Annotated in this window: 19 protein-coding genes; 5 read left to right on the plus strand and 14 right to left on the minus strand. The window is 69.1% G+C overall.

What is annotated here, in order from left to right; genetic code table 11:
* Window positions 1-17: 17 nt before the first annotated feature.
* Window positions 18-344, plus strand: coding sequence for a hypothetical protein (locus ACIP5Y_RS36560; RefSeq protein ID WP_400356997.1), 327 nt, complete (start codon window positions 18-20; stop codon window positions 342-344).
* Window positions 345-357: 13 nt separating this feature from the next.
* Here the strand turns inward: ACIP5Y_RS36560 and ACIP5Y_RS36565 are convergent, their stop codons facing one another.
* Window positions 358-1,209, minus strand: coding sequence for a patatin-like phospholipase family protein (locus tag ACIP5Y_RS36565; RefSeq protein WP_400356998.1), 852 nt, complete (start codon window positions 1,207-1,209; stop codon window positions 358-360).
* A gap of 66 nt (window positions 1,210-1,275) precedes the next feature.
* Window positions 1,276-4,887: an ABC transporter ATP-binding protein gene (locus ACIP5Y_RS36570; RefSeq protein ID WP_400356999.1), complete on the minus strand. Its 3,612-nt coding sequence runs from the start codon at window positions 4,885-4,887 to the stop codon at window positions 1,276-1,278.
* A 201-nt stretch (window positions 4,888-5,088) separates the two neighbouring features.
* Between ACIP5Y_RS36570 and ACIP5Y_RS36575 the strand changes: the two genes are divergently transcribed.
* From ACIP5Y_RS36575 to ACIP5Y_RS36585, 3 genes are read left to right on the plus strand one after another with little or no spacing between them, the layout of a single operon-like run.
* Window positions 5,089-6,003: a RimK family alpha-L-glutamate ligase gene (locus ACIP5Y_RS36575; RefSeq protein ID WP_400357000.1), complete on the plus strand. Its 915-nt coding sequence runs from the start codon at window positions 5,089-5,091 to the stop codon at window positions 6,001-6,003.
* Between the two features lie 30 nt (window positions 6,004-6,033).
* Complete coding sequence (locus ACIP5Y_RS36580; RefSeq protein ID WP_400357001.1) at window positions 6,034-6,996, plus strand: RimK family alpha-L-glutamate ligase; 963 nt, start codon at window positions 6,034-6,036, stop codon at window positions 6,994-6,996.
* Window positions 6,993-8,207, plus strand: a complete 1,215-nt coding sequence (locus ACIP5Y_RS36585; RefSeq protein WP_400357002.1) for a cupin domain-containing protein — start codon at window positions 6,993-6,995, stop codon at window positions 8,205-8,207. Before ACIP5Y_RS36580 ends, ACIP5Y_RS36585 begins: the two co-directional genes overlap by 4 nt.
* On the opposite strand, the gene ACIP5Y_RS36590 is transcribed toward ACIP5Y_RS36585, so the two are convergent.
* Together ACIP5Y_RS36590 and ACIP5Y_RS36595 are read right to left on the minus strand one after the other, a co-directional pair.
* Window positions 8,167-11,115 carry an AfsR/SARP family transcriptional regulator gene (locus tag ACIP5Y_RS36590; RefSeq protein ID WP_400357003.1) on the minus strand — a complete coding sequence of 983 codons (2,949 nt, stop codon included), beginning with the start codon at window positions 11,113-11,115 and terminating at the stop codon, window positions 8,167-8,169. The two genes, ACIP5Y_RS36585 and ACIP5Y_RS36590, sit on opposite strands and share 41 nt — an antisense overlap.
* A 226-nt stretch (window positions 11,116-11,341) precedes the next feature.
* Window positions 11,342-12,193, minus strand: coding sequence for a TauD/TfdA dioxygenase family protein (locus ACIP5Y_RS36595; RefSeq protein WP_400357004.1), 852 nt, complete (start codon window positions 12,191-12,193; stop codon window positions 11,342-11,344).
* Between the two features lie 321 nt (window positions 12,194-12,514).
* Here ACIP5Y_RS36595 and ACIP5Y_RS36600 point away from each other — a divergent pair, with 321 nt between their 5' ends.
* Entirely contained in the window at window positions 12,515-13,294 is a 780-nt protein-coding gene (locus tag ACIP5Y_RS36600; protein ID WP_400357005.1) for a class I SAM-dependent methyltransferase, read from the plus strand.
* Here the strand turns inward: ACIP5Y_RS36600 and ACIP5Y_RS36605 are convergent.
* The 10 genes from ACIP5Y_RS36605 to truD are packed head-to-tail and all read right to left on the minus strand — an operon-like array spanning window position 13,254 to window position 25,540.
* Window positions 13,254-14,471, minus strand: coding sequence for a hypothetical protein (locus ACIP5Y_RS36605; RefSeq protein WP_400357006.1), 1,218 nt, complete (start codon window positions 14,469-14,471; stop codon window positions 13,254-13,256). The genes ACIP5Y_RS36600 and ACIP5Y_RS36605 overlap by 41 nt on opposite strands.
* Complete coding sequence (locus ACIP5Y_RS36610) at window positions 14,472-15,695, minus strand: acetyl-CoA carboxylase biotin carboxylase subunit family protein (RefSeq protein WP_400357007.1); 1,224 nt, start codon at window positions 15,693-15,695, stop codon at window positions 14,472-14,474.
* On the minus strand, window positions 15,692-18,202 hold the full coding sequence (locus tag ACIP5Y_RS36615) for a lantibiotic dehydratase (RefSeq protein ID WP_400357008.1): 2,511 nt from the start codon (window positions 18,200-18,202) through the stop codon (window positions 15,692-15,694). Before ACIP5Y_RS36615 ends, ACIP5Y_RS36610 begins: the two co-directional genes overlap by 4 nt.
* Before the next feature lies 1 nt (window position 18,203).
* Window positions 18,204-19,193, minus strand: coding sequence for a bis-aminopropyl spermidine synthase family protein (locus ACIP5Y_RS36620; protein WP_400357009.1), 990 nt, complete (start codon window positions 19,191-19,193; stop codon window positions 18,204-18,206).
* 19 nt (window positions 19,194-19,212) lie between these two features.
* Window positions 19,213-19,860: a 2OG-Fe(II) oxygenase gene (locus ACIP5Y_RS36625; protein WP_400357010.1), complete on the minus strand. Its 648-nt coding sequence runs from the start codon at window positions 19,858-19,860 to the stop codon at window positions 19,213-19,215.
* Between the two features lie 3 nt (window positions 19,861-19,863).
* Window positions 19,864-20,625, minus strand: coding sequence for a tyrosine-protein phosphatase (locus tag ACIP5Y_RS36630; RefSeq protein WP_400357011.1), 762 nt, complete (start codon window positions 20,623-20,625; stop codon window positions 19,864-19,866).
* Window positions 20,622-21,725, minus strand: coding sequence for an aminotransferase class I/II-fold pyridoxal phosphate-dependent enzyme (locus tag ACIP5Y_RS36635; protein WP_400357012.1), 1,104 nt, complete (start codon window positions 21,723-21,725; stop codon window positions 20,622-20,624). Before ACIP5Y_RS36635 ends, ACIP5Y_RS36630 begins: the two co-directional genes overlap by 4 nt.
* A gap of 10 nt (window positions 21,726-21,735) precedes the next feature.
* Window positions 21,736-23,091 (minus strand): B12-binding domain-containing radical SAM protein, encoded by a 1,356-nt coding sequence (locus ACIP5Y_RS36640; RefSeq protein WP_400357013.1) that lies wholly within the window; start codon window positions 23,089-23,091, stop codon window positions 21,736-21,738.
* 11 nt (window positions 23,092-23,102) lie between these two features.
* On the minus strand, window positions 23,103-24,503 hold the full coding sequence (locus ACIP5Y_RS36645; protein WP_400357014.1) for a hypothetical protein: 1,401 nt from the start codon (window positions 24,501-24,503) through the stop codon (window positions 23,103-23,105).
* Window positions 24,500-25,540 (minus strand): tRNA pseudouridine(13) synthase TruD, encoded by a 1,041-nt coding sequence (truD, locus tag ACIP5Y_RS36650; RefSeq protein ID WP_400357015.1) that lies wholly within the window; start codon window positions 25,538-25,540, stop codon window positions 24,500-24,502. The genes ACIP5Y_RS36645 and truD overlap by 4 nt, the downstream gene beginning before the upstream one ends.
* Between the last annotated feature and the right edge of the window lie 95 nt (window positions 25,541-25,635).

The following is a 25,635-nucleotide window of genomic DNA, read 5'->3' on the forward strand; positions in this document are numbered from 1 at the left end:
GCATCGAGCAGCGCGACGTGTCGACTTCCCATTGCCACGCGCTGCCCGTTCCTCCTCGACTACCGATCGGCTCTACGGTAACCGATCGGTCCGGTCACGCCCCTGCGGGAAGCAGGCCCTGCGGCAGCCTCGCCGGTGCGCCGAACGCCGACGCCGCCGCCGACGGCATCCTTTTGCAGCCCGCGAGCCCGGCCTCGGCGACCGCGGATCAGATCACCGATGACGGTGTCGGCATCGGTCTCGGTTCCGTCGGCATCGGCGATGGCCTGGACACGCTGGGCCTCGGTTCGGTTCAGCTCATCACCGGCGGCGCCGGCTCGGTCCGGATCAAGCCGGTGCTCTGACGGCCCGGGCCGATCAGGCCCAAAGTTCGCGTACCCGAGCGGCTTCGGTGCGCCCCTGGGCGAGTCCGGCTGCCGCGGAGGGCGTGCGGGAGGCGGGATCCAAGGGGTCCGGCCCGAAGGCGGCTATGGCGGCTGCGTCGGCCCGGATCACCTCGACCCGGCTCCCGTGCGCCCGCAGGGTCGCGACCTGCGAGTCCAGGTCGATGCCCCATTGTGCGGCCCCGGGCATGTCCATGACGCTCAGCACCAGTACTCGGTCGAATCCCGCGGCCAGATCGGCATTCTCGTTCGACCGGATGCCGCCGTCGAGGTAGCGCCGGCCCTCGATCGATGTCGTCGGCCAGATCCCCGGCACCGCGCAGCTGGCCGCCACCACATCGACCAGACCCACACCCGACTCCTTGCCGAAGACGCGCGGCCGCCCCGTCGCCGCATCCACGGCCGGAATCACCAGGCGCCGCTGCGGCCACTCATGGTTCGGCAAACGATCCAGGATCACCGCGCGCCGCTCTGCCTCGGTCACGGTCTTCGCCGACATCGCCAGCTCACCGAACCGGCGTCGCGCGTCATCGACATCGGTGGCCTCGGCGCCGATCTTGCCGATCGTCTCCCACAGCGCCGGGAGCGAGATCTCCGGCACCAGTTCGTGGGCCTGCAAGTCCGGATCCACCTGCCGCGCAAGCAGTTCCGCCAGCGTGAGCCCGCTGGTCACCTGCGCCGCGACGGTCGACCCCGCCGACGTACCGATCACCACATCGGCATCGGTCACGGCAATCCCGGCCTCACCCAATCCGGCCAGCACGCCCGTCTCCCAAGCGATACCAGCCACACCGCCACCGCCGATTACCAATGCTCGCGTCGTCATCCCTCATCCTCGATGCCGTTTCCGTCCGTTGCGTTCAACCCTCGCAACGCACGGGACCGGAAACAATTACGCGCGAGGAAATGTTCCGCCTTCTTTTCCGAAACCGGGTACGGCAACGCAAAGGGTGTTGGCGCTGTAGGCGTTCCAGAGGGTTGCGTAGGGGCCCTGGTGGGTGAGGAGGGTGTGGTGGGTGCCGTCTTCGATGATGTGGCCTCGGTCGAGGACGATGATGCGGTCGGCGTGCGGGGCGGTGGTGAGGCGGTGCGCGACTATGAGGGTGGTGCGCCGGCGGGCGAGGGCTGTGATGGCTTGGCGGATTCGGTTTTCGGTGGTGTGGTCGAGGGCGGAGGTGGCCTCGTCGAGCAGGAGGATGTCGGGGTTCACCAGTTGGGCTCGGGCCAGGGAGAGTAGCTGGCGTTGGCCGGTGGAGAGGTTGCGGCCGCCGGCGGTGAGGACGTGGTGGTAGCCGCCTTCGAAGGCGGTGATCATGGTGTGGGCGCCGACTGCGCGGGCCGCGTGTTCGATGTCGGTGTCGGTGGCGTTCATTCGGCCGTAGGCGATGGCGTCGCGGACGGTGCCGGCGAAGAGGTAGGGCTCTTGGGGGACGATGCCGAGTCTGTGGCGGTAGGCGTCCAGGTCGAGGTCGCGGAGGTCGTGGCCGTCGACTCGGACGGTGCCGGCGGTGGGGTCGTAGAAGCGGGCGACCAGCTTGACGAGGGTGGATTTTCCTGCGCCGGTGGCGCCGACGAAGACCACGGTCTGCCCGGCGGGGATGGTGAGGTCGATGCACGCCAGTGCGTGGGCTGCTCGCGATCGGTAATGGAATTGGACTGCCTCGAAACGGATTTCACCGCGCAGGGCGGCGACCGGCCGGGGCGCCGCCGCGGCCGGGGTGGCGCTCGGCGCGGCCAGCAATTCGCGAATCCGCCCGGAGGAGACCCGGGCCTGCTGATAGGTGTCGAACACCTGCGAGAGCTGATCCACGGGCGCGAAGAAGAGTTCGATGTAGAGGAGATAGGCCACCAGTGCGCCGACCGACAGGGTGCCCGCCTGAACTCGATGCCCGCCGATGACCAGTACCAGCGCCTGCGCCACGCTGCACAGTAGTTGGACGAACGGAAAGTACAGCGCCATCAGTCGCTGACCGCGTACCCGCGCGGTCAGATAGTCGTTGCTGTGGGTGAAGAACTGTTGTGCCCCACCGTGTTCGGCGCGGAAGAGCTGCACGATCCGCAAGCCGGCCGAGTGCTCGCGGAGCGTGACGGTGACGTTGCCCATGCGTTCCCGCGCCTGCCGGTACGTGCCGGCGGAGGCCCGCCGGAAGCGCCAGGTGGCCACGGCCAGCAGCGGCAGGGTGGCGAGCACGGGGAGGGCCAGCCCCGCATCGATGACCAGCAGCATGCCGAAGATCCCGACGAAGGTGACCGCGCTGATCAGGGCGGTGGTCAGACCGGTTCGCAGGAAGGACACGATAGCATCGACATCGGTGGTGATCGCGGTGATGATCCGCCCACCGGCATCGTTCTCGTAAGCATCGAGCCCGAAACGCTGTGTGCGCGTGAATATCAGCGACCGGAGCGTGAACAGCACCCGTTCTCCCGTGCGCCCGGTGAGCCGCGCAGCCCCCACCTGTGCGGTCCACTGGACGATCACCGTCCCCAGGCCCGCCAGTGTGGCAATCCACAATTCGGGCAGCATATGTCGGCGGACGCCGGAGTCGATGCCGTGCCGGATGAGCAAGGGGAGGAGCAGCCCGGCACCTGTGTCGAGGGCGATGAGCCCCAGACTCAGTGCGAGCGGGCCGCGGAAGCCGCGGATGAGTTCGCTCAGGTCCGTCCCGTGACTCTTGTCCGGACTCGGGCCGAACCCTTGGGAGAGAAGCGGTTCCGATGTGGTGAGGTTGGATCCTGCGGTGTGCGTCGGCCCGGGTGCGACGGGTGGTGGCTCGGCCTCGTCCAGGGGCGTGAGCAGCTCGCGGTAGATCCCGCAGCGTTCCTCCAGTTCCTCGGCGGTTCCCAGGTCCACTATCCGCCCGTCGTCGAGGACGGCGATCCGATCCGCCAGCGCGAGCGTGGACCGGCGCCGGGCGATGAGCAAGGTGGTGCGATGCGCGGTGATCTCTTGCAGCGCACCGTGAATGTCGGCGGCGACGGTGGCGTCCACCGCGGAGGTCGGATCGTCCAGAATGAGCAGCCGGGGTTCGGTGAGCAGCGCGCGGGCCAGTGCGATGCGCTGGCGTTGCCCGCCCGACAGTGTCAGTCCGCGCGCGCCGACCGGCGTCGAATAGCCTTCGGGCAGTTGGGCGATGAACTCGTCCGCGTGTGCGGCGCGGGCGGCCGCGTGGATCCGTTCCGGTGTCGCGTCCGGCCGTCCGTAGGCGATATTGTCCGCGATCGTCCCGGAGAAGAGGAACGTCTCTTCCGGAACCACGCCGATATTCGCGCGCAGCGAGTCGAGCGTCAGCTCGCGCACGTCCCGCCCGCCGACGCGGACGGCGCCGCCGAGGGTGTCGTAGCACCGGGTGGCCAGCAGTGCCAGCGTCGACTTCCCGCTGCCGGGAGCGCCGACGACGGCGAGGGTTTCCCCGGGATCGACACGCAGCGCGAGCTCCCGGAACACCGGGCGCTGTGGATCGTATCCGAAACCGACGCAGTCGAATTCGATGGTCGCGGGGGCGTCCGGCCGCAGCGGCACGGCGCCGTCGACCACCGCCGGGCGGCTGTCGATCAGTTCGAAGATGCGCGCCGCGCCCGCTCGTGCGCGCTGCACGGTGGTGACCATTCCCGCGACATTCCGTGCGGGCCAGGACAATTGCGCGAGGTAGGTGGAGAACGCGACGAAGGTGCCCAGGGTGATGTGTCCCTGCGCGGCCATCCACCCGCCGAGCCCGACCATGGCGACCTGTCCCAGTGCCGGCAGGCTGCGCAGTGCCGGGCTGTAGCGCGCGTCGAGGCCGACCACCCGCAGTTGCGCCCGGTACAGCCGGCGGCTGACCGCGAGCAGTTTGGCCTGCTCCTGCCGGTCCTGTCCGAAGCCCTTGACGACCTGTACCCCGGACACCGCCGCATCCACGACCTCGGTGACGGCCGCGGTCTGCTCCTGTGCGTATTGCGTGGCGGGCAGCATTCTTCGTCGGCTGCGCTGCGCGATGAACCAGAGCGCGGGCAGGACCAGCAGTGCGACCAGGGTGAGTACGGGGGACAGTGAGCACATGACCGTCAGCGAGAGCAGCAGCATGAGCGCGTTCGCGGTGACGGGCGCCAGCATGTACAACATGCTCTGCACGAGTTGCAGATCGCTGCCGAGGCGGCCGATCAGCCGGCCGGTGCTCGCGCGGTCCTGCTGCGGGCCGTCCATCAGCAGCATGGCCCGGAAGACGTCCATGCGCAGTTCGTGCTGGACCGCGTGCGCGAACCGAACGCCTTGGTAGCGGCGCAGATAGGTCAGCACGTAGACGGCGACCGCCGCGGCCAGCAGGACGAAAATCCAGGGCGCCAGTGCGCGCCGATGCGCGGTGATGGCGTCATCGATCACGAGCCTGGAGACGAGCGGAACCGCCACCGAGACCGCGGTCGCCGCCAGCGCCGCACCGAATCCCACCAGCAGGTCGCCGGGGAATCGCAGGGCGTAGCCGAACAGTCTTCGCAACCAGGATGTATTCGTTTTATCCTTGGTCACCCGCGAGATCCTTTCCCTCGGACGGTTCCCCGAAGTTTTCTGTAGTTCCCGCGATGCCGCAACGCGAATTCCCGAAGGTGAAGCGTCCGTATCCCTTTCGGGCACACTTCCGGGATTCATGGAGAAGATTGCCGCAGGCGTTGAAAAGGTGAATTCGATGTTGTCGACCGGGACTCGGCCGGAGCGGTGAGGAGTGTGGTGATGTCCGGAGATGCGACCGCGGTCGAGCCCGATGTCTGGTTGCTGTTCGGCTCCGGGTACGGACGCCACAGCAATCCGGGATCCGAGGAACTGGCGCGCGCCTTCGAGCAGCGATTCGGAAATCGTTGCCGCATTGTCGATTCCCGTCGGCTGCTGCTGGGAGTGCGCGCCGGGCGGCTGGTACTGGAGGATCTGGAGCGCCGGCCGGTGTCTCCGCCGCGTGTGGTGTATTCGCGTTTGTCGACTACTCGGTTGTCCGCCGATCGAGAGGTGACGTTGTTGCGTCAGCTCGAGTTGATGGGTGCGGTCCTGCTGAACGGGATCGAGGCAATTACGGCCGGTGTCAACAAGTTCTGGCAGTTGCAGCAGTTGGCGATCGCGGATCTGCCCGTCATGGATACGTTCACCTATGCCGATGCCGCGCTGAAACACGTGGTCGCCGTCGATATTCCGCACCCGTGCGTCGTGAAATCGGTGCGTGGGAACGGTGGTAAGAACGTCTTTCTCGCACATGATCCGGCGTTGCTCCGTGATATCCACGGCAGCCTCGACGAAGATTCCCCGTACCTTTTCCAGGAGTATCTGGAGTATTCACACGGGCGCGATCTGCGGGTGGTGGTGGTCGACGGGCGCGCGGTGGGAGCCTACGAGCGCTGGTCGGCGGACGGAGGGCTGACCGCCAATCATTCGCGCGGGGGCAGCTACCGGGTGTGTCTCGGTGCTCATCCCGAGGCCGAGGAGCTGGCCGTGCGGGCCGCCGCCGCGCTCGCGATGCAGGTGGCCGGGGTGGATCTGCTCTATCGACCGGCGGGTGGATTCGCGATCTGCGAGGTGAATCCGCATCCCGCCCTGCGCGCCTTCCTCGGCGGCCTCGCGCCCGCGATCGTCGACGCCTGTGCGGCACGCCTGACTTGATTCCCACCAGCTCCCACCGAGGAACCAGCGATGAATTGTTTTGATCCGGAACGTATCCCGGCCGGTGTCTGGTTGCTTTTCGGCCCCGGCCGGACGCGGCACACCAGTCCCGGACTCGCCCGGCTTGTCGATACCTTCGAGGCGTCCTTCGGCGACCGCTGTCGTGTCGTGAGTTCGCACGAATTGCTGATGGGGGTGCGTGGCGGGCGCTTGGTGCTGGAGGACTTGCAGCGTCGGCCGGTGTGCCCGCCCCGGGTGGTCCATTCGCGGCTCTCGACGCCGAGGTTGTCGGCCGATCGGGAACTGACGTTGTTGCGTCAGCTCGAGCTCATGGGCTCGGTATTGCTGAACGGGGTGGACGCGATTTCGGCCGGCGTCAACAAGTTCTGGCAATTACAGCAATTGGCGATCGCGGGCCTGCCGGTCATGGATACGCACACCTACGCGGACGCGCGGTTGTCCGAGGTGATCGACGCCGGTGTGCCGGAACCGTGTGTGGTGAAATCGGTCCGCGGAAACAATGGCCTGCAGGTCTTTCTCGCCCGTGACGCGGCGCTGCTGCGCGATATTCACGGCAGCCTGCGCGAGGATTCGCCCTACCTCTTCCAGGAGTACCTGGAGTATTCGCACGGCCGCGATCTGCGCGTGGTGGTGGTCGACGGCCGCCCGGTCGCGGCCTTCGAGTCGCGGGCCACCGACGGCGGTATGAGTACCTACCACCCGGCCGGAACCTACCTGCCCGAGCAGCTCCTCGGTGTGCATCCCGCGGCGGAGGCCTTGTCCGTGCGCGCCGCCGCCGCACTGGGTCTGGATGTGGCGGGCGTGGATCTGTTGTTCTGTCCGGACGGCGGGTTCGTGATCTGCGAGGTCAATCCGAATCCCGGTCTGCACACCTCGCTAGACAGCATCCCGGCTGCCTTGGTGGCGGCCTGTGCGGCCCGGCTGGAATCGGCGGCATTCACCCCTGCGACACAAGGAGAGACGCGACCATGACGGCCGTGCACGAAATCACCGATACCGAGGGCACGCAGTTCGACCTCACCGCACTGCTCGCCCCGATATCGCCCGAGACGTTCCGTGCCGAGTACTGGGAGCGGCAGCCGTTGCTGGTCCGCCGTGACGATCCGGGCCATTACGACGGCTTCCTGACCCTGGACGATATCGACGCCATGATCTCGATGGCGGGAGCGGCACTGTCGGATGTCATGGTGGTCTCCGACGGAAAGACCTGGAAGCCCGGTGAACTCGCGCAGGGCGGCCGTGATGCGCTCACGAATTCGCTGGCGGCGCTGTACGAGCGGTATCGCGCGGGCTCGACCGTGGTGCTCAATTACGCGCACGACCGCTGGGAACCGTTGCAGCGCAGTGCTCGCCGGCTCGGGACCGAGCTCGGCGCGCTGGTGCGGATGAACATCTACCTGACCCCGCCCGGGTCACGCGGCTTCAAACCGCACTACGACCGGCATGACGTGTTCGTGGTCCAGGTGCACGGCAGCAAACAGTGGCAGCTGGGTGATCCGCCCTACGAACTCCCGCTGCACGAGCTGCCGTTCGGGTTCGCCCAGGAGGGGACGACCCTCGACCGCGAGATCGAGCTGAACGCAGGCGATCTGCTCTATCTGCCGCGCGGCACCCTGCACACGGCGGCCACCGGCGCCTCGGCCTCCGCGCACGTCACGCTGGGCGTGCACCCCGTGATCTGGGGTCATGTGCTCGCGGACGCGGTGCAGGACATCATCCTCACCGATGCCCGCTTCCGTGGCGGTCTGCCCGCCGGTTTCACCCGCGACGACGCGCTGCGTGATCAGGTCGGGCAGACCTTCGCCGAACTGGTCGAGGTGTTGCGCGAGCGGCTGACCCCGCACGAGCTGACCGCCCGGGCGGCACACCGGGCGACGTCGAACGGCAGTCCGGCCCTGCGACATCAGCTGCTGGACCTCGAGCGCGCGGCCACCCTGGACGCGGATACCCCGGTGCGCCGCCGCCCCGATACTCGATCGCTGCTGACCGAGACCGCGGCGGGCCCGGTGCTGCGCGTGCACCACAAGGCCATCCCGCTGTCCGCACCGGCGGTCCGCGTGGTGCGCCATGCGGAGTCCGCGGCAGCCGAATGGTTCAGTGCGGCTGCCATTTCCGACGGAAGCGCCGACTACCTGGATGCGATCAGGACATTGGTGAGTGACGGCTTCCTGACCCTGCACTGAGTTCACCGGTTGCCGATGCGGCGGGCGGGCAGTAGGGGCGCGCGGTGTCCACGGTGTCGAGAGCGGAGAGGCCGATGCGACGGCTGAGCTGGGTGACCTTGCGCAGGATCGGTTCGGCCTCCTCGGTGCGGCCGGTCTCGGCCAGTGCGTGGCCGTAGACCCGCATGGCGCGCAGTCGTCGTACCGGAACCGAGACCTCGGTGAGTGCACGCACCGCCTCGGCGGCGATCGGGACCGCTGCTTCGGCGTCGCCGCTGTAGAGGATCACCTCGGCCAACCGGGCCAGTGCCCAGCCCTCCTGATGCCGCCGCCCGTCCCGGCGGGCCACCCTGAGCGCCTGCTCGCACAGTTCGCGGGCGGTCCCGGGATCGCCGTAATGCAGTGTCGCGTAGCCCAGCTCGTGCAATGCCATCGACTCCAGCCGTAGGCTGCCGACCAGCCGGGCGATGGCCAGCGCGCGCTGCGCGGCCTCGACCGCCTCCGGCCAGCGCCGGGCGTCGCAGTAGGCGCGGGCGATGGTCGCCCAGCCCATGCCCTCGGCCCAGCGGCCACCGGTTTCGCGTCCCAGTTCGATGGCGCCCCGGAAGTGCCGCACCGCGACGTCCACCTGCCCTTGATAGGCGGCGGCCGTGCCGAGCATCTGCTCGGCGATGATGGCGCCGGGCGGATCGTTGAGGTCCCGCAGCGCCGAACCAGCGTGCCGCAGGGAGCGCACGGCGCGCAGATCTCCCATGCCGACCAGCCGGGCGATGGCCGCCGCGAGTTGCGCCCGGGCCATGGTGCGGCGGTCGCCGTCCTCCTCGGCGGCCCGGTTCAGCACCTCGAGGGCGTCCGCCACCTGGGGCAGATGTTCGCCCGCGTCGCCGCCGATGGCGAGCACCAGCGCGAGATCGACGGCGAGCGTGCGGGTTCGGGCCACCGGGAGGTCGGCGACCTGCCGGTACAACGCGATCAAGCCGAAGCGTTCGGTCATCGCCCATGCGGTGCACTGCTGTTCGCCGGTGAACCGCAGACCGGCCGCGAGGGTCTCGGCGTAGTAACAGGTGCTGACGCCCGGATCGCGTAGTTCCACAATGTTCTTCGCGGTGGCGAGATAGAAGTCGAGCAGCCGGTGCAGGGCCCGCGGCCACTCCTGTTGCTGTGCTCGGTCTGCCACACCGCGGGCGAACAGCCGCAGTAGATCGTGATAGCGGTAGCGGCCCAGTTCCGGTGTCTGCAACATGCTCAGATCCACCAGTGTCTCGCAGAGGCGCTCGGCCTCGGCCGGCTCCCGGTCCAGCAGGGCGGCGATGGCGGCGATCGGCAGGTCGGGTGCGTCCGAGAGCGCGATGAGGACGAAGGCCCGGGCGAGTTCGGGGGTGAGCTGGCGATACCCGTGCCGGAACACGGATTCCACGCTGGTATTGCCGACGGTGAGTTCGGCCAGCCGGCCGCGTTCGTCGATCAGTCGCGTGGCCACTGCCGCGAGCCGCCAGGTGGGCCGGCTCGCGAGCCGGGCGCCGACGATGCGCAGCGAGAAGGGCAGCCGGCCGCAGGCGTGCAGGATCTCTTGTGCCGCATCGGGTTCGTCGGACACGCGTTGCGCGGAGACCATGCGTTCCAGCAGGGCCCACGCCTCCTCCGGGGCGAGGACGTCCAGGGGGACGAGCCGGGCGCCGAACAGTTCCGCCAGGCTCGAACGGCTGGTGACCAGTACCGCCGCGGCCCCCGTGCCGGGTAGCAGCGGGGTGAGGTGGTCGATGTCGCGCGCATTGTCGAGGATCAGCAGCATGCGCCTGCCCGCTACGACATTGCGCCACAGGGTGGCTCGCTCGCTGGGCTCTGCGGGTAGTTCGCCGGGGTCGAGCCCGATCGAGCGTAATCCGACCGCGAGCAGCATATCGGCCGAGTACGGATGCTCGTCCGTGCCGCCGAGGTCGAGATACAGTGAGCCGTCCGGATAGTGCTTCCGTAGCCGATGGGCGAGATGCACGGCGAGCGTGGTCTTTCCGATACCGCCCATGCCGGTGATCGCGACCACCGGTCGCTGGTCGGTGTCCGCGGTGAGCAGCTCCGTCAGTTCCCGGACCAGCCTTTCACGTCCGGTGAAATCGGCGATGTCGGCGGGCGGCTGGGCGGGTACGTACGCCGATACCGCGACTTCTGTTCCGGCCTGGTGGGTTTCGTCCGTCCGGTCGGGCGCCGACGGCTCGGCGGAGAGGATCTCCTGATGTAATCGCGCGAGTCGCGGGCCGGGTTCGAGGCCCAGCTCTCGGGTGAGCAGCCGGTGCGCCTTCCGGTACACCGCGAGGGCTTCGGCCCGCCGCCCGCTGCCGTGCAGCGCGACCATGAGCAGCTCGTGCCAGCGCTCGTTGTGGGGCTCGGCCGCGATGAGTGTCTCCAGCTCGGCCGCTGCCGCTGTGTACTGGCCCAGATCGAGCGCGACGGCCACCGAGGTCCCCCGGAGACCCGATCGCAGCCTGCGCAGCCGGGTGCGCTCCTGTTCGGCCCACGGCCCGGGCAGGCCGACCAGCGGGTCGCCGCGCCACAGGCGCAGCGCTGCCGCGAGTTTCGCCTTCGCGTCCTCGGCCGCGCCCGCACTGCGATCGGATTCGGCGGTCGTGATCAGCCGCTCTATCGCGTTCGCGTCGGATTCCACCGGTACGGTCAGCCGGTAGCCGCCCCGGGTCGAGGCGAGCCACCGGGATCCGGCGCCCGGATGACCGTGGGCATCGAACTGCCGTCGCAGGGCCAGCACATGATTGCGCAACACCCCGCTCGCCGAGGACGGCTGCTGGTCGGCCCACAGGCGCGACGCCAGCCACCGCGTCGAGAGCGTACATCCCGATTCGATTCCGAGCATGGCGAGCACCGTCAACTGTTGCGGCGCGGCAATGTCGAGCCGTTCGTCCCCTAACCACACTTCCACCGGTCCGAGCACATGCAACCGAAGGATCCCGGCCCCTGCACCGTCTGAATCCTGCTGTGCTAGCAAACGAATCCTCGCCTCCGACGCGGCCAACCCCACCCCGCCGGACGGAAGTTTACTTTCATTTGAAGGCTTTGTCCGGGCGAGTGAAGATTGCACGATGCGCAACGGAGCCGCGCGGTCGGCGGGAAAACGCTTTGCTGCCAGCCGTTTTCGGGGAGAGTGACTAATCGGTCATCTTGAGTCGTTTGACATGCCGGGTGGCGTCCTCGGAACGCACGGCCGTCCGGCCGTGCAGCACGCGCCGGTTGTCGGTCAGCAACAGATCCTGGGTCCGCAATGCCACGGTGGTGGCGGTGCCCGGATCGTCGAGCACCGATTCCAGTGTCCCGAGCGCGGTCCGGTGTTCACCGTCGACGGCCTCGGGGCGCAGGCTCATCCCCTCCCGGAGGTGACGGCCGTGGAAGACGGCCGCCACCTCCGTCCCCGCCCCGGTCAGAATGGCGCGGGTGCGCACCTCGGCGGCGCCGTCGCGAATCTTCGCGAAGGGAAAGCAGCTGTCGTGCAACAACTCCAGATGTCGCGGATGGATGGCCTCGATACGGGCCGCGACCCGATCGGCGCGCGCCAGGGTGGTGAGACCGTCACCGTCCGCGCCGGGCCGCACCGCGGCCAGCCCGATAAAGGGATGCGGGCGGGCCTCGAACACGGAGTCGGTGTGCAGCGGTAGCGCCTCCGGGTCGTAACCGGATTCCGGCCCGCTGATCAGGTCGTAGACCAGCCGCCCCGGTGGCGAGCCGTTGCCCTCCGCGGTGACCGGGCCGAGCAGGCTCGACACCGCGATCAGGACGCCGTCGTCCAGCGGTGTGCCCGCGACGATCACCGCACCGGATTCCCGCACGATGGCGACCAGATCGGTGAACGTCCGATGCAGTGACGGCGCCGATTGCAGCGCCCGGGCCAGTGTGGCGCGCTGCGCCTCATGCTCGGCCGGCTCGGCCGCGGTTCGAAATTCGGCGGCGACGCGCAGCGCATGCTGCTCGGCCGCCGTGAAATCGATGCGAACGGGCCAGCTCATTCTTCATCCATTCCATACGGACGCTGAGGGTGCAGTGACAACAATGCGTTGCCGTCACCGCACCGGGCCGGACTCGGCGAACCTGTCTTCATCGCATGCTTTCGAGGCTGGGGGATGGCTAGGCCGAACCGTTCCGGCGCCAGTTCAGTACATCTCAGCGGATTCGAGCTATCAACGGCTACAAGGTATTCGCGCACGAAAGCGCGGAAACATCTGCCCTATAGGGAAATTCGGCGCCTTTCGGGGTGGACCGGCGCCGGCGCATGGGAAGGTGCGGTGGAACTACCGCGGCGCCACAGGAAACGAACTCGGAGGACGCGCGTGCTGAACGATTTCGAACCCGATATCCACGACGGACCGACCCCTGGCGATGCTTTCGGCCAGGCGCTGTTGCGGTATTGGTCGACCGGCGGCTCGGAAGCCGTCCTGGAATATGTGGAGCGGGACAATGGTTTCCTGCGCGCCAGTGATGTCGGCAAATGGTTCACCGCCTGGGCGGAGATGAGCCGGCTGGATCGATGGGCCTGCGAGCAGGCCGCCGGCCGGGTGCTCGACGTCGGGTGCGGAGCCGGGCGGCATGCGCTCGTGGTGGCGGGCCACGCCGAGGAGGTGCTGGGTATCGACTCGTCACCGGGCGCGATCGAGGTGGCGCGCGCACGCGGGGTGCGCGCCCAACTCTGCGGCGTGGACGAACTGCCGGCCGGCCTCGGCCGGTTCGACACGATCCTGTTGCTGGGCAACAATATCGGCATTCTGGGCGGGCCCGGGCGCGCCGAGGCGGTACTCGCCGGGCTCGCCTCGGTCGCGGCGCCGAACGCCCGCCTGATCGGCACCAGCATCGACCCCTATCTGTCCGATGATCACGACACCTCGGACTACCGGAATCGGAACCGGTCCCGCGGCCGGCTCGGCGGGCAGCTGCGCATGCGCATCCGCTACGACCGGATCGCCTCCCCGTGGTTCGACTACCTGTTCCCGTCGGTCGGCGAACTGCGCGCCCTCGTGGCCGAAACGCCCTGGTGGATAGAGCATGTCGAGCAGGAGGGCGCCAAGTACGCCGTCACGCTCCGGCTGCGGGGAAAAGCGGCTCGTCCGCTCTGAGGCGCAGATAGCTCGCGCCGGAGGTGCCGCCCGTGCCGGGCACCTCGCCGATGATCTTCAGTGTGATTCCCCAGTGCGTCTTCTTCATGGCGCGCCAGCCGCGGTCCACGGTACGCAGGGCGGTCCCGAGGGCGGCGCGCTCCGTGGAGTCGCTGTACTCGCCGTACTCGAGGAAGACCTTCCAGAGTGCCGGCGCCGCAGTGGATTCCATCTCCCGATAACTCCGGGACTGCACCGCACTGCGGCCCTGGGTGTATTTCCGGATCACCGCGAAGGCCGAGCGGGGCATCGTGGTGAGGACGTGGAACAGGGCGGGCTGCGCCGCCAGCCGGGCGGACACCGCGGTGAGTTCGCGCAGCGCGGTACCCGCGTCGCGCGCCTGGAGTGCCTCGGTCGCCGCCTCCAGGGCCCACAGACAGCGCATGTACTGCATCTCGAAGACCTGGATGAGGCGGATGAACATCACCTCGTCGTGCAGGATGGTGACCGGCATCATGGTGAGCCGCAGCAGGTCTCGCGCCTGATCGGCCGGGTCGGCGCCGTCGGCGAGCCGAGCCGCCCCGCGGATCAGCGCCGGGATGGGATCACTGGAATCGGCGCGTAACAGCGCGCGTAGATCCTGTAGGCCCGTGGCGTCGATGCGCCCGAGCGGCGCCAGATCCGCCGCGCGGCACAGGGCCAGTGCGGCCGCGCGCGTGCGCTGATACTGCCGGTGCACCGGCGCGGCCGTCAACGCCTCGATCTCGGTGTGGAGCAGGTCCGTCAGCGCCGCCAGCGCCAGCGCATCGGCGGTCTCACCGCGCCGATCGGCCCCCGCGGTGGCGATGAAATCATCCAGCAGGGTCAGGCCGGAGTAGCCGGAATAGTCACCCCCGGCCTGATCCGTCGCCGACCGCAGCCACATGGTGAACCGTCGTGTCTCCGGCGTCTGCGCCACCGATCCGAGGATCTCGGTCAGTGCGCCGACCACGGTCGTCGCGGCGAAATGCCTGCCCACCGCGTGGTAATGATCGAGCACCGCGCCGAAAGGGAATCGCCCCGGCGAACGGGACGTGTGTTGGTTATCGGTCCAGGCGGCGAGCGCGTCCAGCGCGATATCGCCCACTATCTGTCCCCGTGACGCGCTTGCTGCGTGTATTCCGAGCCCGGCGATGCCGGCCGTCTCCGGCCAATCCATTCAGTTCTCCCAGACCGTGTTTCGTTCCCACCACTGTTCGATTTCGTGCAGTTCCGAGCGCACATCGGGGGTGTGCAAGGTGTGCGTCAAGCCGGCGACGAACGTCCCCAGGCTCGAGGCGTTCTCATAGGCCCGGCCGACCTCACCGGAGGCGGCATAGGTGAGCACATTCGGCAGCGGGCATCGCCGCGGAATCCGGCGCAGCACACCGCGCGCCGGCGGAAAGTTGACGAAGCCCTGCCGGGGTCCACGGGGTACGCCGTAGCGCGGCGGGTTGCGGCCCGCCTGCCCGAGCAGACTCGCGCCGTGCAGGTTCACCCCGAACACGGCCTCGTGCGTGGGCACGATCTCCCCGCCCCCGGCGCGACAGGCGATCTCGCACAGCACCAGCCGGTCCTCGGGCGTGTGGAAGAACTCCGCGTGGAAGGCGCACGCCCCGGGCACCGGAGGCAGTGCCGCGATCACTCGTTCGGTCAGCTCGAGCAGGCGCGGGGCCATCGGATCGTCCTCCGGGAGCATCGCGCTCATGGCCGGAACGGCGAAACGAAGGGACCGCCAATTGGAATGCGGCGTCAGCGACGGATGCGCGGTCACCACAGCGCCCGCACCCATCAAGCCGTTGACGTGATAGACGCTGCCCTCGATCCAGGCCTCCGCGAGTACGGGTTCCGGCCATGGCAGCGAATCCCGTGCACCGAGCGCGTTTTCGAGTTCGGCGGCAGCACCGAAGACACGGACGCCCGCGGAGCCGCCGCCGTCGAGCGGTTTGACCACCACCGGAAATCCGGCTTCGCAGGCGAACTCGCGCAGCGCTGCGGAGTCGGCCACCTGGCGCATGGGCGCCACCGGTATTCCCGCGGCAGCCGCAATCGTCTTCATCACGAACTTGTCCCGATAGGCGCCGGCGCAGGCCAGACCCTGGCCGGGCAGCCCGAGCCGGCCACGCAGCCGGGCCGCGGGCAGCACCTCCCGTTCACCCGTGGACAGGATGCGCGTGACGGCGAAGCGGCGGCACAATTCGACGATCTCGGCACCGGCTCGAGCGCCGTGCAAGCCGGCCATCGTATGCACATGCCGGAAATGGGCTGCGGGGTCGTCGAGCCCGGAACCGGCCAGGGTCGCCGGGGTGCCCACGACCACCAGTTCGCGGCGTGCGTCCGGAAACCACTCCGGCAGGCGAGACAGGACACCCTTGGTGTTGAGCACCAGAAACGTGTCGTTCACGGCTGCGCCCCTTCCTCGGAGAGCGGTGGCCGGGGCGAGAAGACGGCCGCGCGGACTTCGCTGACGTGATGTCGTCCGCCGATGCGCAGCCACAGCTGCCCGGGCGCCGGATACATCTCCGTCACCGTCACCGGTTCCGCACTGCGGCGGGCCAACCGGAACAGTTGCCGCACCAGCAGCGGGGCATCCCAGTCGAGATAGATCGGTTTCGGCTCCCCGGCGACGCGGGCGAAGACGTGCCGCGGCAGCTCGAACTCGGCGCGCAGCCGTTGTGCCGCACGGTATTCCGCGGCCGGATCGGGCGCACTGCCGGGCGATCGGAACCGATCGCCCGGGATCCGCCACAGTTCGCGCATCAGCACCGCCCGCCCGCAACGGATGCGCGGCAGGTGGGTGCGGGAGCCGGGATCCAGCGCCGGACCACCGGAGCGGCGCGGAAAGGCGAACGGGAACAACGGATCCTCGGCCAGGCTCAGCGCACTGGCCGGCGGCGCGGTCAGGCGCAGCCGGCCGTCGACGCCGCGGGCGCGCAGTTCCGGCCGGTCGCCGCGCAGCACCACGGACAGATCGGACGGATGCAGCACCTGCCCCGGCGGTTTGGGGGAGCGGTCCCGGATCGTCAGGTCGTGACACGGCAGCACGAGTCGTACGGCCCGGACATTGCGGGAGAGATCGACCAGCACCTCATCCTCGTCGAGCAGGCTCCGCAGTCCGGCGTACACCTCCTCGGTCACCTCGGGGGCCTCGTCCTCGATGAGCGCCGCGTACGGCGTCTGGGTGAGCAGTTCGCGCACCGCGTGGAAGTCACCGACCACCGCCCGGAAATTCCCGCCCGCCACCGCTTCCGGGTCCGGGGCGGCGAGCTGCACATCGGGATTGAGTACCGCGGCCGGTCCGTCCGGCAGGGCGCGCACGATCTCGCGCATGCGGCCGGCCGGCAGTACCACCTCGTGCGCGCCGTCCGGAGCGCCCTCGAGCAAGGTGGCGAGCAGGTCGTCCTCGAGGCGGGCGGCGCGGTCCGCGACCTTCGCGCACTCGTCGGCCAATTCGGCACGGTCCGTGTGGAATCGGCGGTAGAGACGATCCATGGGCACGGCCCGGTCGGCGCCGAAGCGGTCGCGCAGCCAGCGGGCGAGGATCTCGGTCTCGCCGCGCATGCGCAGCCGCGGCGCGGCCAGGGCGACGGCGTACACCTCGGTGAACTCGCCGGTCATGAAGTCCGCGAACGCTTTTCCGAGCCGCAGGTCGCGCAGCCCGCTGAGCACGTTCTCGCGAAAGACGGTCCGGTCGGCGTAGTAGCGGCCGCTGAGCCGGTCGGGGGAGGAGTTCGTCAGGTGTTCGAAACCCTGCCGCACGGCCGTCAGCGCGGCCGCCCGCCCTGCGGTGCCGGTGCTGTGGGCGAAACGCGCTATACCGGTGTTCAATTCGGCGATCCGGTCGCTCACCTCGGCCGCCGTGCCGCCGGGCAGCCGTTCGAGTCCGCGCAGCAGCACGTGTGACGGGGTGCGGACGCCCGCGGGGACTTCGAATTCGGCGATCACGATCCCGGCGTCGGTCATCCGTTCCAGCGCGGCGTCGGCGCGCCCCGCATCGTGCGGATACCGCGCATCCCAGGCGGTACGCAGATCCGCGATGGTGTGCTCGCCGTCGCACCGCTGCCACAGCCAGTCCTCGGCGTCGGTCGGCCGGAACTCCCGGACCGCCCGATCGGCGTACAGCGCCACGCAATCCGGGCCGCTGAACGCCCAGGGGTGACGGCGGGGTCGCAGCAGGCCGTGCAGCGCCGGATCGGCGGCCGCGGACTCCGCCAGCCTCGACACCGACCAATGATTGAGCCATGCGTAATGCGTCGGCGGATCGACTCCGGTCCAGCCGGCTTCGGGCCGATCGGTGATGCGGCCGACCGTGATCGGGCCGAAATGCGCATGCGACTCGCCCTTGCCGGCCACCCGTTGCAGATACATGGCCAGCAGATCCGTCATCGTGCGCCCGCGCTTGCCGTCGAGATCGTCGTTCCCCGCCAGCCAGCGCGAGAACTGCTCGTACTTGGCGCTGTTGGCGACCAGCAGTACCTGGCGCAGCGCGTCATCCTCGGCGAACATCGCCGCCACCCGCCGCCGATCCGAGTGCAGGCGTTGGTCGAAGGCGGTGCGATAGTTCCGTTCATCGCTTTCGATGCCGGCTACGGTCCCCTGGTATTCCGCGGCCAGGACACCGGCGTCCCCGGTTCCCGCCCCCGCAACGTCGAGATCGTTCGGAGTGAGGGCGCGTAAGGCGTTGAGACGGTGGTGGATACCGTGTCCGCCCGGCCCGCGGACGCCGCGCAGCTCGGCCCGTAGCCGGGTCGCCAGCTCGCGGGCCTCGGTCCGGCGCCGGGCCAGCGCGCTCGCCCGTGCGGTCAGTTCGGGCGCCACCAGCGGATCGAGCAACTCGATCGGGAATCCCGCCTGACGCAGCACCACGACCCGCGCCAGGCCCCACCGCGGCGGGTGCGATTTCGGGGGCATGTCAGTCCTCGCGGTCGTGGACCGTGCGCCGGATCTCTTCCTCGGCCGCCGCGCCCGGACCCCGCACGAAGCGCACCAGCGTCTCGGTGAAAGAGATGGCGTCGTCGGCATTGTCGGGGAACGGATAGTTCTCCTGGTCCTCCGGCGACAGCACCCCCGCCCGGAAGGCGGTCTCGTTCAGGACGGGCACGGAATCGGTGAGCACCCAGCCCGCGGCGATGGCGTCACGCTGGAAGAGGAACTGCCCGGTGTCGGGGGAATGGCTCGGGTTGACGAAGGTGTAGAACGCCCCGCCCGGACGCAGCAGCTCCTCCGCGCGCGCGAAGAAGCACCGGTACAGCCGCCGGGACGGATCACAGATGACCACATCCGAGCTGTCGTACAGATCGTCCGGAAGCGGTTGCCGCGCATCGAATTCCCGGATCCGTACATCGTCGGCGTCGAGGTCGTGGAAGGTCTGGATCAGGAATTCGAGCACGGCCCGATCCGCCTCGAGCACCCGGATGCTGCGGAAGCCGCCGATCAGGAAGGCCGCGATGCTGCTCAGGTCGGCATCGCCGATGAAGGTGAGGTCGCGATCCACCGCATCGCCGCGATAGTGCATGTACAGCGGGCGCAGCAGCGCCGAGCGCAGGGTGACATGACGTTGATGCCATTCCACGTGTTCGCGCGGGCGGCCCGCGGCCAATTCCCGCAGTCGGCGCAACCATTCGATGGTCTGCTCGTCGAGCCGGGCATGCGGGTTGAACAGGGCGGTGGCGCGCCCGGCCGGAGTGGGCTCGGGCGTCTCGGCCACGAAGTAGCGGTCGCCGGCGCGCTGGATGCGCCCGCTGCGCAGGGCGGCGCCGAGCACCGGTAGCAGGTCCCGGTCGCCGAGCTGGCAGCGCCGCAGCAGATCCGGTATCCGGGCGGGGCCGAAGCCGCGCAGCACCTCGACCAGCGCGGCCGTATCGGCCGCGGCCGGTTGGGTTTCGGTGTTCAGGATGGTCACGTCTACTCCCTCGAAGTGCTCAATCGGATTTCCGGACGAAGTGCACGAGCAGCGAAAGCCGTTGCTGCCCACTGCCCTCCGTGATGGGTGGCACGCCGTGCCAGGAATGCTCGGAGCGGCGCATGATCACCGAGGTGCCCAGCCGCGGCGGGACCCGCCGGGCGTAGTCGTCGAGCTGCGGGCCGCGCAGCACCCGGAACTCCCCGTTCCATTCGTCGCGCCAGGGCTCGTTGAAATAGAACAGCTGGGTGACGACCTTGTCCGCGCGGTCGGTATGCGGCTCGATCCAGCATCCTTCGCCGTAACGGTCCAGGCGGGCCTCGACCACACAGTCGTCCAGCTCCGCGCCGGTCAGCTCGGCCAGGGCAGCGCGGTAACCGGCGCCGAGCAGTTCACCGATCAGCTCCCGCCAGATCGGCGACAGGGTGGCGACATTGTCCGGCAAGGGGACGCCGTCCTCGACCACCTGCCGGTTGAACATCAGATAGCGTTTGCCGCCCGGAGTCGTGTCCCGGCGTTCGTTGCGGACGAATCCGTCCTCGGCGAACTCGGCCCGCAGGGCGCCGGCGAATTCGGCGCTGGTGAAGGACCGTGCCAGTACGGCGTGCCGATACGGATCATCGTGCAGCTCGGCCTTTTCGATCGCGGTCAGATCGAGCACGGGCATGGGTCATCCCTTCTCGCGCCGGTAGCTCCGGCGGATCGCATCCCGCCAGCTCGGACGGTGCAGCCCGAACGGCTCCAGATAGGAGGGCAGGTCGTGATGGTCCTGTTCGATGCCGGTCAGCAGCAGGCGCATCGTGTGGCCGGAGGTCGCGGTCCGGGCCGCGAGATCGCCCGGCGCATAGGCCGAGGCCCATTCGGGCAGCGGCTCTTCCGGCCGATACATGCGATAGGCGCGTGCGGTCAGCGCGTAGTCACCGGCGACCTCCGCGAGCCGGACCCGCAGCGCCCGCAGCACCAGTGCGCACACCACCCCGGTCCGGTCCTTGCCGAAGGCACAACAGACGTACACGGGCGCGGCCGACGGACCGGCGAGCAGGCCGATGATCTCCACGGCCACCGGCGCGGCCTGCGGCAGCAGCAGCCGGTAATGCGCCAGGTAGGCGGCGGGCTGTGGGCGGCGCACCCCGCGAATTCCGGTCATATCGGCGCTCAACGGTCGGCGCAGTACTCGCACACCGGGATCCACCGGGAAATCGGTGCCGTGCCGTTCGTTCGGATGGCGCAGATCCACCACGGTCCGCACGCCCAGCCGGGACAGCCCCGCCGCGGTCCGGGGCCCGGGCGCTGGACCGCGCAACAAGATTCGCGAACGCACCCGGCACGTCCCCGGCCCGCGCAGCCCACCCGCGTCGCGCACATTCGGCAGGCCCGGCACGCGGAGCATGCGCGTGCGGGGGAGTACATGCGAGTCGTGGAGCGCCGTCACAGCGACCGGCCCCGCCGCCATGTCGTCAACAGGTCGGCCACCCGGTGGACGGTGGGCTCGTCGCCGATGGCGATCCGGACCGCGGCCGGCATGCCCGGCAGCCCCGACAGATCCCGCGTGATGATCGCGTGCTCGTTCAGATACTCGTAAGCGCCTGCGGCCGTGGCGGGTTCGGGCACGTCGAAGGCGACGAAGTTGCCCCCGCTGGGCCGTGCCCGCCACCCCGGCATCGAATCCTCGATGAGTGTCGCGAAGACTCCGCGCAGCCGGCGGACGTCGGCCTGGATGGTGGCGAACAGCTCGGGTTCGGCGAGAGCCGCGCGCAGCAGCGCCAGTGCGACGCCGGAGACCGGCGCCTCCGGATCCAGATCGAACACGTGCCCGGCGCGTTCGGGATGCAGTGCGAGCGCCGCGATCCGGGCGCCCGACAGACCGTGACTCTTGGAGAAGCTGTTGACGCGCACCACATGCGGCCGGCCGACCACCCCGCGTACCAGCTCCTCACCGCCCTCGGTGAAGGCGAGGTAGGCGGTGTCCAGCACCAGCAGACTGCCGTGGCGGCCGACCTCCTCGGCCAGCTCCTCGAGCTCGGCCGCGGCGTGGACCTGACCGGTATAGCTGTGCGGCTGGGTGACGACGACGAAAGCCGGTGCGCCCTGCCGCATTCGCTCGGTCAGATCGGCGAGCCGGAACTCGCCGCTCTCGGCGGGCAGCACCTGATCGAGGGTCCGCCCGGCGATGCGCGCGAACTTCGACCAGCCGCCGAAGTTCGGGGTGTGCAACACGATCCGCTCCGCCCGCGGGAAGGCCCGCAACAGCAGGCCCAGGCCGGGATCGCTGCCCGGGGTGAGCACCAGCAGGTCGGCGTCCACCCCGAGCTGCCGGGCGACCAGCGCGTAGGTCTCGGCCAGGACCGGATAGGTGAGTATCTCGATCGGGTCGATCCGGCGCAGCGTCGCGGCATGGAATTCGGCGGCGCTGGGATGCAGCAGTCCGCAGCTCTTCAGATTGACCTCACCGGGCCGCCGGGACCGGGTGCTGCGGTACGCGCCGCCGAATCCGGCAGCGGTGAAGGGTGATTCGATGGCGATCTCTGTCACGGGAAACCTTCTATGCGCTGGTGCGGGCGGACTCGTGTGTCGGAATGTGCTGGAACACGGTCGTCTGATCCGGCTGGTGGCCGAAGACCAGCTCATAGGCGGCGTGCAGTTCCTCCGGCGTGAACCCGTGCGAATCCGCGACGAACAATTGCCGGTTGTAGCTGCCCATCTCGGCCTCGGTCATCTCGGGCGTCATGCGCTCGGTGGGGCAGTAGACCGTCGGTCGCGCCCGCCCGTGCAGGCGATGGACGGTCGCGATGGTGTGCCGCGCGCCGTCCACGCTGGTGCCCGGAAGTCCCACGATGACAAAGCAATTGAGCTCGACACCCGCCTCCGCGCACCACTGCGACAGCCGGTCCAGATCGGCGTCGGTGCGATGCTTGGCCCGCGGCAGCGCATCGTGCCCGGCCGGTTCGAGGGTCTCCAGGCCGACGCTGATCCGCACGCATCCGGAGCGGCCCATGCGCTCCACCAGTTCCCGATCGAGATGGTGCATGGTGGTGGCGCACTTCCACGGGTACCGCGCACCGCCCGCGATCAGCCGATCGCACAGTTCGCGTACCCATTTGCGGTCCAGGGTGAAGGTCGGTGCGTAGAAGGCGACGTATTCGAAAGGCGCCGCGGCGAAGGATCGTTCGATGTAGTCGAGGGTGCGATCGACGGAGAGCCGGCGCTCACGCTTGCCGAAGATCGGGTGGACCTCGCAGTAGGAGCAGCCGATCGGGCAACCCCGAGCGGCCGGTACGACGAGTTCCCGGCGCTTGGGTATGCCGCAGAACTTGTTGGCATCATTGCCGTACATCTCGTCGTAGCGGTGATACGGGATCTCCGCGGGATCGGGCAGCACCCAATCCTGCGGGTCCAGCACGTCACCGGAGCGCGCCGGGGGCGTCCACCCGCCGTCGCCGCGCAGATAGAGGGTCGAGGTGTCCGCGCTCTCGAGACCGAGGAACGCGCCGGTGGCGGCGTACACGCCGGGTTCGAAATCACCGTTGTGCACGATCGCGTCCAGGTCGTAGCGCTGGAAGAAGCCCGGATTCATACCGCTCAGCCGCCCGAAGGTGACCACCTTGCTCGCGGGGCTCAGCGCGCGGGCGTAGCCGAGGAACCGGCGGATGCCGTCGACACCGTCGAAGTCGTTCATGATCGCGATGACGTCGTACTGCCGCTGGAAGAGATCGTCGCCGATATCCTTCCAGGTGCAGCGCTCCACCGTGGCGTCGAGGACGCGAACCTCGGCGTGCGGCAGCATGTTTCGCAGATGACCGGTCACCTGGTACAGCGCGAGATGGTGTCCGGCGTTGAAGTAGCTGAGCACCTGTGGCGGCCAGATGACCAGGATGCGGGGCGATCGGGGATCGGGCATGAGTGTCCTTGTCACGGTTGGTCATTCGGTTCGCGGAGGGGTCCGCCGGTTTCGATGCGGGCGCCGAGCCGGCGCAGATCGCCCACCAGATCCCGGTATCCGCGCACCAGATGGCCGGTTCCGGTGATCCGGGTCGTGCCCCGGGCCCGGAGCGCGCCCAGCAGCAGTGCCGCCGCGCCGCGCAGGTCGGTGGCGGTGAGCCGGTCCGCGCCGCGCACCGGCGGGTGGTCCCCGGTGATTCGGGCCATCGCGCCGCTGACCTCGATGCGGGTGCCCAGCCGGTTCAGCTCGCCGGCATGGGCGAACCGCTGCTGCCACACCGTTTCCCGGATATGTGAGACGCCCGGAGCCGCCGTGGCCAGCAGCATCAGGAAGGGCTGGCTGTCGCTGTAGATGCCGTGCGAGGCGACGGTCACGTCCACCGGGCGGGACGGCTGGTGGGGCCGTATCACCACGGCATCGGCGCCGTCGGGCTCCCAGTACAGGCCCAGGTCCCGCGCGACCGCGATCTCCGGGGCCAGGCCGGTGCTCAGCGCCGCGCCGGTCAAGCCGGTCAGCCGGATCGACCCGCCGGTCAGGACCGCGGCGGTGGCCCAGGTGACCACTTCGATGAGATCGCTGATCAAAGTGTGCTCCACCGGCCGGGTTTCGCCGCGATCCGGCCGGCCCTCGATGACCAGTTCGGCCGGGCCGGGCCGGGTGATCGTCCAGCCCAGCCGGGACAACACCCGGACGAGTTCCGTCACATCCGGTTTGGGGTATGGATAGTGCAGGCGCGTAGTACCTTGTGCCGCGGCCGCCGCCAGGATCGCGGTCTTGGTGGCGCCCGAATACAGTGGGCCGGAGAGCAATACCGGATCGGCCATGAACTCGCGCAGATCCAGTTCGCAGCCGGTGAGCCGGTCCGCGGTGACCGACAGCGTGCCGTCCGCGGAGATCTCGCCGTGTGCGCCGAAACGGGTCAGCACCCGCAGATACTGCTCGACGGGCCGCCCGCCCGCGGGGCGATCACCGATGCGGCAGCCACCGGTCGGCGGCAGTTCGACGCGGCCGAACCGCGCCAGCAGGCCGGGCAGCAGATAGGCGGTGCCGTGAATGCGCGCGGTCAGGAGCGGGTCGAGCGGCAGATCGCGCAGCTCACCCAGATCCAGGTCCAGCGTGCCGGTTCCGTGGGTCACGCGGCCGCCGGCCCGGCGCAGCACCTCGGCGAGCACTCGGGTGTCCTCGATCTCCGGGCAGTTGCGGATCGCGATCGGCGCCCGGCCGACGAGCGCCGCCCCGATCACGGTCACCAGCGCGTGTTTGAATCCGGCGACGCGCACCTCACCGTGCAGCGGCCGGCCGCCCTGGACGATCAGGGTGTCGGCGACGGCGGCATCCGCCGGGGCGGCGCCCGTGGTCGCCGCGGTCATGACAGCTCCGGCAGCAGGAGGAAGAACTGGGTCACCGCGCTCGTGCCGTAGCAGCCGCTGGGCAGGAAGAACGCCATGGTGCAGCGCCAGGTTCCGGGCACGGTGTCGTCCGGGCGCACATCGCTGATGCGGATCTGCGTCTGGACCGCGAGGGGACGCGGGGAATCACCGGACGTCATTTCTCCGTCACGCCAGCGATAGCTGCGGCAGCGCAGCGCGGCGCCGCGGCGGAGCACCTCGAGCGCGGTCTCCGGTTTGTGGCAGAACACGTAAGGGATCCCTTCGCGGTCCACCTCGATCGCGTCGTCACCGGAGACCTCGCGAACGAGCGTGCGCACCTTGGCATTCCATTCGCCCGAGGCGTGCGAGGAGAGATAGAACGCGATCCGGCGCGGGTCGAGCGCGGCGAAGAACTCTTCGGGCGTACCGGTGAAGCCGGCGCAGGCCCGCGCCTCCGGCGACCCGGAATCGCGCAGCAGATCGAACGCTCGCGGATAGTTCTTGTCGAGCAGCGCCCGGCCCAGCAGATGAGTCTGCTTGGGGCCGTGGGGAACACCGAACCGCTGGGTGTCGTAGTAGTTGACGAAGAAGAAGGTCCGCCTGCCGCGCAGTGCGCCCAGCCGCTCGGCCTGGGCGGCGTCCAGACCGCGTGCCACGATGCGGAAGCTGTTGCCGTCCAAGTCACCCGGTTCCAGCGAGTGCGCGGCGTGACCGTAGTCCTGGATCAGCATCCACGATTCGGCCGTCGACTGCGGGCCGTGCACCTTGTTGAATTCCTCGATGCGGCTCTCGTCCAGGCGGGCGGCTATCGCGAGGAACTGATCGGTGACGCCGTCCTCGTCCTTCAGGCCGGCGTGACCGATATCCCCGCGCTCGATACCGAAGAATTCGGCCACGATATCGATGGCCTCGAATGTCGTGTAACCGGACTTGTGCAATCTCACGTAATGGTGGGTGTCCGGTCCCGGCGCCGAAATGGCAATCGCCATGGCTTCGGAGACCCGGAAGTCGGCTGCAATGCTCTTGAGAACGGGCATCTGGTTGTCTTTCACAGCGAATGTGACGGGAATTGCCGGATTCGGCGATACGAAAATGGTAGTCCCGCAACAATTTCGGAAATACCGGGTTCGGG

It is taken from the genome of Nocardia sp. NPDC088792 (assembly GCF_044750615.1).
GTDB lineage: Bacteria > Actinomycetota > Actinomycetes > Mycobacteriales > Mycobacteriaceae > Nocardia.

What these genes read in the sequence shown, in the direction of transcription:
- ACIP5Y_RS36585 (WP_400357002.1), top strand. Translation starts at nt 6,993, where the DNA reads ATGACGGCCGTGCACGAAATCACCGATACCGAGGGCACGCAGTTCGAC.
- ACIP5Y_RS36645 (WP_400357014.1), bottom strand. Translation starts at nt 24,503, where the DNA reads ATGACCGCGGCGACCACGGGCGCCGCCCCGGCGGATGCCGCCGTCGCC.
- truD (WP_400357015.1), bottom strand. Translation starts at nt 25,540, where the DNA reads ATGCCCGTTCTCAAGAGCATTGCAGCCGACTTCCGGGTCTCCGAAGCC.
- ACIP5Y_RS36625 (WP_400357010.1), bottom strand. Translation starts at nt 19,860, where the DNA reads ATGCCCGTGCTCGATCTGACCGCGATCGAAAAGGCCGAGCTGCACGAT.
- ACIP5Y_RS36605 (WP_400357006.1), bottom strand. Translation starts at nt 14,471, where the DNA reads ATGGATTGGCCGGAGACGGCCGGCATCGCCGGGCTCGGAATACACGCA.
- ACIP5Y_RS36565 (WP_400356998.1), bottom strand. Translation starts at nt 1,209, where the DNA reads ATGACGACGCGAGCATTGGTAATCGGCGGTGGCGGTGTGGCTGGTATC.
- ACIP5Y_RS36575 (WP_400357000.1), top strand. Translation starts at nt 5,089, where the DNA reads ATGTCCGGAGATGCGACCGCGGTCGAGCCCGATGTCTGGTTGCTGTTC.
- ACIP5Y_RS36615 (WP_400357008.1), bottom strand. Translation starts at nt 18,202, where the DNA reads ATGCCCCCGAAATCGCACCCGCCGCGGTGGGGCCTGGCGCGGGTCGTG.
- ACIP5Y_RS36595 (WP_400357004.1), bottom strand. Translation starts at nt 12,193, where the DNA reads ATGAGCTGGCCCGTTCGCATCGATTTCACGGCGGCCGAGCAGCATGCG.
- ACIP5Y_RS36640 (WP_400357013.1), bottom strand. Translation starts at nt 23,091, where the DNA reads ATGCCCGATCCCCGATCGCCCCGCATCCTGGTCATCTGGCCGCCACAG.
- ACIP5Y_RS36580 (WP_400357001.1), top strand. Translation starts at nt 6,034, where the DNA reads ATGAATTGTTTTGATCCGGAACGTATCCCGGCCGGTGTCTGGTTGCTT.